The following is a 5,255-nucleotide window of genomic DNA, read 5'->3' as shown; positions in this document are numbered from 1 at the left end:
GGTGGTGTCCTTCAGGTTGGCTCTAAGCAACCCGACCCTACCGGAAATCACCGATGGCTATGAAATCCAGCTACACCACATCCTGGGACACGATCTCCGCAAGAGGGCAAGGTCTTCTGGAAACTATCGGATCGGCCGACATGAGTTTAGAAATTCTTATAGCTGGCGCGGGGCGGGGACGATATGGCGCGCCATGCTGGCAGACCCTCCCAGGATTGTGACAGTCCATGAAGACGACAGCTCAAACCCTTCGCGATTATCGCGGCCCGGCCCTGTTCAGCTTCGGGTTTCGGCCTTTTTTCCTTTTCGCCGCACTCTGGGCCGCGATAACAATACCGCTCTGGCTCCTATCATTTCTCGGTATCGGTGAAATCCCGGCCACGATCTTCACGCGCGACTGGCATGTGCACGAAATGCTGTTCGGTTACACCGCCGCGGTAATCGTGGGGTATATGACCGTTGCAGGCGCCAACTGGACGGGACACTTTCCCATCGCGGGCCGGTCAATCGTCCTATTGGTGCTGTTGTGGGCGGCCGGACGGCTGGCAATGCTCGCCTATCCCGTTCTTGGTTCGATAGCCGCCCTGATCGACGCCCTGTTCCTCATCGTGTTTGCTGGCGCGCTTTGGCGTGAGCAATTTGCGGCCAGCAGTTGGCGCAACGTGGCGCCCTGCATCATTGTATCATTACTGGCGATCGCCAATGTCAGTTTTCATGTCACTATGATCGTGCCGGATATCTCCCTTGCGGCAGAACGCATGACCATCGGCCTTATCACCTTCCTCATCGCCCTGATCGGCGGACGGCTCGTGCCAAGCTTCACCCGCAACTGGATGGCGCAGCACAAGATCAAGCCGGAACCGGCAGCCTACGGTCGCTTCGACATGGCCGTCCTCGGCATCACCGGCGCGGGCATCATGCTGTGGGTCGTCTGGCCCTCGGCCGCCGTCACCGGGGTCTTGCTGATCATCGCCGGCGCTGGCCTCTTTATCCGCCTGCTGCGCTGGCGTGGCTGGACCGTCATCAGTGACGGCATGGTGGTCGTCCTTCATCTCGGCTACTTTTGGTGCGCGCTCGGTCTCGCCATGCTTGGCGCCTCGATCCTCTCGCCGGCGCATGTGTCCGGTTCCGCCGCGATCCATGCACTGGCCGTCGGCGCAATCGGCATGATGACGCTGGCGGTCATGACCCGGACCAGCCGAAGCCATACCGGCCGCGAACGGCGCGCGGATCGCCCGACGCTGGCCATCTATGGCTTGGCGATGGCGGCCGCGACCACTCGCGTGCTCGCACCATTTGCAATGTCGATCTATTCCGAACTGCTCGTCCTGTCCGCTCTCTCCTGGTCATTAGCCTTCGCCACTTTCGCACTGGTCTATGGACCTATGCTGGCGCGCGCTTGGAAGCGAAAGGTCTGATCGCGACCTTCGCGAGGGACCAAACGGCGTCACCAGACCTGGGACACGATGCGCAGCAAGGCAAAGTCGTTGCGTCGGCAATTCCTGTATCGCCTGGATATGCGCCGTGCCTCGCGCCCTCCACGATGACAAATCACAGCCTGCGGTCAACGCTCCTGGAGGAGATTGAAGCCGCGAGCCGTAAGGTCGTGGGCAGCACGCTCGATATGTCCGGATCGATCCGGGTGGCTGCGGCTACCACCTTCGGCCGCCTTCACATCCTGCCCCTCATCCCCGAGCTTCTGGCTACGTTTCCCGGGCTTGAGATGGACTTGGTTTTATCGGACGCTATGCGCGACATGATAAGCGGCACATCGCCCTTATAGATAGGCGATCAACACCTTGGCAGACTTGAATCGCTGTCCTGCCCATTGGAGTAGCGCCGCCACGCCACCCATCACCTCGTGAAACAGCTTCCGGCTGACGACATGAATGGTCGCCTCGTCCGGACTGACCAGGATAAAACGGTCCTTGATCGTGTCGTAATCGGCCATCAGCACCACGGCTCCCGTCTACCGCTCCATGTGCGGGCCAGACCTTCCGCCACAAGCATGTCGCCGGCGTCCCGGCCGTTGACGCGGACAGCCGCCAAGGTGCGGCCGTAGCGATCGGTATCCTGTCGCTGGATCTCCACCTTTCCACCCTCAAGGATGGAAGCGAGCCGTTGTTTGGACTGCTGCGCCAGGTCGGATTCGAAGCGGCATTTCCCCTCGATCTCCGGTGCGTCGATATTGAAGATCCGGACAGATTCGCCGCCACGGCTCCCGACGCGGAACGTGTCCCCGTCCCAGATGCGGATTTCTGTCGGCTCGCACTGCACGGCGCAGAGCATGATGATGACGATGATATGGCTGGTCATTGGCCTGCTGTCTTCGGCTCCGTGTTGTGGGATTTGATGCCGGACAGATCGATCCGGATGCTCGCCTTGTTCGGGTCTTCGTCCGTGAACGGCGGTTCTGAAGGCCCCTCGCCCGTCTCAGTCTCTGCCGACTGCTCGCCTTCGGCCTCCTGAGCCTCGGCGGCCTTTGGCTCGGCAACCTTCACGTCTTCGGGATCGTCGGCATAAAACACGCGCTCCCCCTCGAAGATGCCGGTGCCATAAGCCCATACCGCGTCATCGAACGCCTCGGGCCGGGGATTGCCGTACCACTTCGTGACGATGCGGTAGACCTTGCCGAACAGAGCCGTGCCCATGCGGAGATTTTCGCAAGGGTCGAACAGGTCGATACTCAACTCGCTCTTGTCGGCAACACCGAGGCCGGCCGGATACTGCGTCAGCCCGACGCGAACCACGGCCTGGCCCACATGCTGTTGCGTCAGCGCCAAGGCGTCTTCGGCCGTGGCCGGCTTGGGAACGGCAAACGTCCGCTGGCCGCTCTTCACCGTGACCGTCAGGTGATCGGCAGCACCCACTTCCTCGACAAACTTCTGAACGATCTCGACGCTCAAGCGCGGATCGGCACATTGTTGAATCAAAGCCGCGTCGATCATGCCCGCTCCTTTCTCAAGTATTGAAGGCCATCACCAGCGGAAGCCCGAACAGCGAGGCCCACGCCTCTGCGTTCGCCTTCTGGATTGCGACAATATTGGTGTTTCCGATCCACCAGCCGTTGCCTGTGGCAACAGTCTACGTGGGCGAAATTGGCGCAGGAAAGACGACCGCTGCGTGCCGTCAGGCTGGCTTGGTAATTGATCCACAAACGGCGTCGGATCTTAAGGGTCTTTTACTTGATACGGGAGGGGGAAGAACGACTCTCTGCGATGTTCGCGTCGAGACTGGTGATCGCTTCTCGCTGACGGTCGAGCCTGTCCCAGATGAAGAAGTCTACAAGCTTGTCACCGAAGCCTGCCGCGGCATCCGTGAGAAAATGTCGGGCGAGAGTGGAGCGGCTCAAGGAGACTTCAAACCGGCTGAGGAGGTGGAGCGAGCATTGCGTAACATGGCGCAATTGCCACGTCCGAGAGCTCGCAAAGGAGTTCCTGCTGCGCCCGACCCGGCGCTTGAGCTATGCAATCATTTTGCCGATCTCGAGGAGTTCATTGCTGAGTTCGCAAGTCGCCTTAGTCTTTGGCGGCGGAGTCGCCGTGTTATCGAGTTCGACGGATCGGACCCACGTGAGGGTCGTCAGTGGCTGAAAACGACGTTTACGGAGATAAACAACGGTCGCCATGACGATTTCACATTGCCGAACAAGATCACCGTAACAGTTCCATTCGCGCTAGTTCCCGATCAGCGCCTGTCCGTCACTCTTGTTGATACCAGAGGCGTGGATGGGACGGCTATCCGTTCGGACATCATTGGACACATGAAAAACCAGCGAGCCGTGACATTGTTGTGCTCAAAATGGGGTAGCGCACCCGATCCAACATCCCAAGATCTTCTCCAGTACGTGAGAGATACCGACGCGGATCCCACCCTCTTTGCACGAACAGCTGTGATTGCTCTTGCCCGCCCCGGAGATGCTCTTTCAATGCGCCACGATTCCGGCGACGCTGCGGAGGATGTGGAAGAGGGCTACGACATCAAGCATGGCCAGATCGAAGGTGCTTTGCAGAAAATCGGATTGATGGGCCTGAAAGCCTTCGTCTACGATGCGGGCCAAGATGATCCGCAACTATTGACCTCCTTCGTAATGGAACGAATCGAGGCCGTTCGACGCACCCAGACGGAGGCCGGAAAGGCCACAATCTCAGCCATCGAACAAATGTTCGCGAACCTTCAGCAGCAGCAGGCTTTAGCGGCGCTGGAGTTGGTGAACAATGACCTTGGTCGCTTCGCTGAAAGGCATCATCGGCTCGTCACGCCGCCTCGTCCTGCCCATGACAGATTGATTTCAGCAGTTGGCAACCTGCATCCCCGCACCGTCTGGGCTGCCACCACTCGTGCCGGGCAGTTCTGGAGTTTCGATGTATTCCAGAGACTTGGAGACGGTGCCGCAGCTGTTGCAAAATTGAGGTCGAGGAAAGTTCTCGATGGTCTTGTTGAAGTGATTGAGTCCCGTAAAGCCGATCCCGAGTTGGAGAGCACTTACGGGTTCCTCACGGAGCTTCTCGAAAACGCAAATCAGTGGGAGGCGGACTTTGTCGACGCGGCAAGACACCATGCAATCGCTGTCTATAGGACTGCGCTCAGCGGCGACCGTGATCTCTGGGAGGCTTGCGAGGACCCCTATGGTCGAGGCCAGGGGAACTACAGGGACCATGTCGCTCGCACTTTACGCACGTGGTTCGAAGAACATGATGAATTGGGAGAAAAGCTCGATCAACGCATCGCAAGGGCGTGGTTAAAAACGTTCATTCGGCCACTGAGTCAGGCCGCAGGACAGGCGCACGCCGTGCAGCCATAGCTCCACGGAACGGCCGGTCATTCGATCAGGTTGTCTGCGCGACTGGCCATGAGATCGATCCTCAATTCGCGCCGATAGCGCGTGGGCTCTGTCCTACGCCCTTTCAACTATTACGCGCTAATGCTAGCTTGAAGTAACTTCACCCGTCGGTCGCCAAGTTGGAACGACGACACTCACATATTTGGATCGCCATGAACTCGATTATTCTTCAAGGCGGAAATAACAGCTTCGTAGACCCCCAAGCGCAGCGCCTTATTGACTTCCTTCGCGACGTCGGTCTTCCCTACGATAACATCATGGCAGACCCGGGGGAGCGAGCGATCATCGCAGCCAATCTGCCGACTTATCTCCAAGCGTTGTGAATAGCCCCGAGTTTCGTAGACACCCTCGGGTTAGATTTTCTGCTGCTTCTCGAACTCGACGGGCGACAGCATCCCGTTCCTGACGTGTT

Annotated in this window: 6 protein-coding genes; 3 read left to right on the top strand and 3 right to left on the bottom strand. The window is 58.9% G+C overall.

The features are described 5' to 3' along the window. Positions 1-227: 227 nt before the first annotated feature. Positions 228-1,418 (top strand): NnrS family protein, encoded by a 1,191-nt coding sequence (locus J2Y63_RS35190; protein WP_435269805.1) that lies wholly within the window; start codon positions 228-230, stop codon positions 1,416-1,418. Between the two features lie 359 nt (positions 1,419-1,777). On the opposite strand, the gene J2Y63_RS35185 is transcribed toward J2Y63_RS35190, so the two are convergent. The 3 genes from J2Y63_RS35185 to J2Y63_RS35175 are packed head-to-tail and all read right to left on the bottom strand — an operon-like array spanning position 1,778 to position 2,948. After that, positions 1,778-1,951 carry a hypothetical protein gene (locus J2Y63_RS35185; protein ID WP_435269804.1) on the bottom strand — a complete coding sequence of 58 codons (174 nt, stop codon included), beginning with the start codon at positions 1,949-1,951 and terminating at the stop codon, positions 1,778-1,780. Beyond that, on the bottom strand, positions 1,951-2,316 hold the full coding sequence (locus tag J2Y63_RS35180; RefSeq protein ID WP_435269803.1) for a thermonuclease family protein: 366 nt from the start codon (positions 2,314-2,316) through the stop codon (positions 1,951-1,953). Before J2Y63_RS35180 ends, J2Y63_RS35185 begins: the two co-directional genes overlap by 1 nt. Next, positions 2,313-2,948 (bottom strand): TraH family protein, encoded by a 636-nt coding sequence (locus J2Y63_RS35175; RefSeq protein ID WP_209215421.1) that lies wholly within the window; start codon positions 2,946-2,948, stop codon positions 2,313-2,315. Before J2Y63_RS35175 ends, J2Y63_RS35180 begins: the two co-directional genes overlap by 4 nt. A gap of 20 nt (positions 2,949-2,968) precedes the next feature. On the opposite strand from J2Y63_RS35175, the gene J2Y63_RS35170 reads away from it, so the two are divergent. Beyond that, a complete protein-coding gene (locus J2Y63_RS35170) occupies positions 2,969-4,804 on the top strand; it encodes an XRE family transcriptional regulator (protein ID WP_435269802.1) in 1,836 nt (611 codons plus the stop codon). A 191-nt stretch (positions 4,805-4,995) separates the two neighbouring features. Continuing rightward, positions 4,996-5,166, top strand: coding sequence for a hypothetical protein (locus J2Y63_RS35165; protein WP_435269801.1), 171 nt, complete (start codon positions 4,996-4,998; stop codon positions 5,164-5,166). The last annotated feature ends 89 nt before the right edge of the window (positions 5,167-5,255 follow it).

The sequence above is a fragment of the Shinella sp. BE166 genome, assembly GCF_051201095.1.
Lineage (GTDB): Bacteria > Pseudomonadota > Alphaproteobacteria > Rhizobiales > Rhizobiaceae > Shinella > Shinella lacus.
Note: the sequence above shows the minus strand (reverse complement) of the source record. Positions and strands in the feature narration are given on the sequence as shown.

Bases quoted from the DNA above. Each gene is read 5' to 3' on its own strand.
- J2Y63_RS35175 (WP_209215421.1), bottom strand. From the start codon at position 2,948: ATGATCGACGCGGCTTTGATTCAACAATGTGCCGATCCGCGCTTGAGC.
- J2Y63_RS35180 (WP_435269803.1), bottom strand. From the start codon at position 2,316: ATGACCAGCCATATCATCGTCATCATCATGCTCTGCGCCGTGCAGTGC.
- J2Y63_RS35190 (WP_435269805.1), top strand. From the start codon at position 228: ATGAAGACGACAGCTCAAACCCTTCGCGATTATCGCGGCCCGGCCCTG.
- J2Y63_RS35185 (WP_435269804.1), bottom strand. From the start codon at position 1,951: ATGGCCGATTACGACACGATCAAGGACCGTTTTATCCTGGTCAGTCCG.
- J2Y63_RS35165 (WP_435269801.1), top strand. From the start codon at position 4,996: ATGAACTCGATTATTCTTCAAGGCGGAAATAACAGCTTCGTAGACCCC.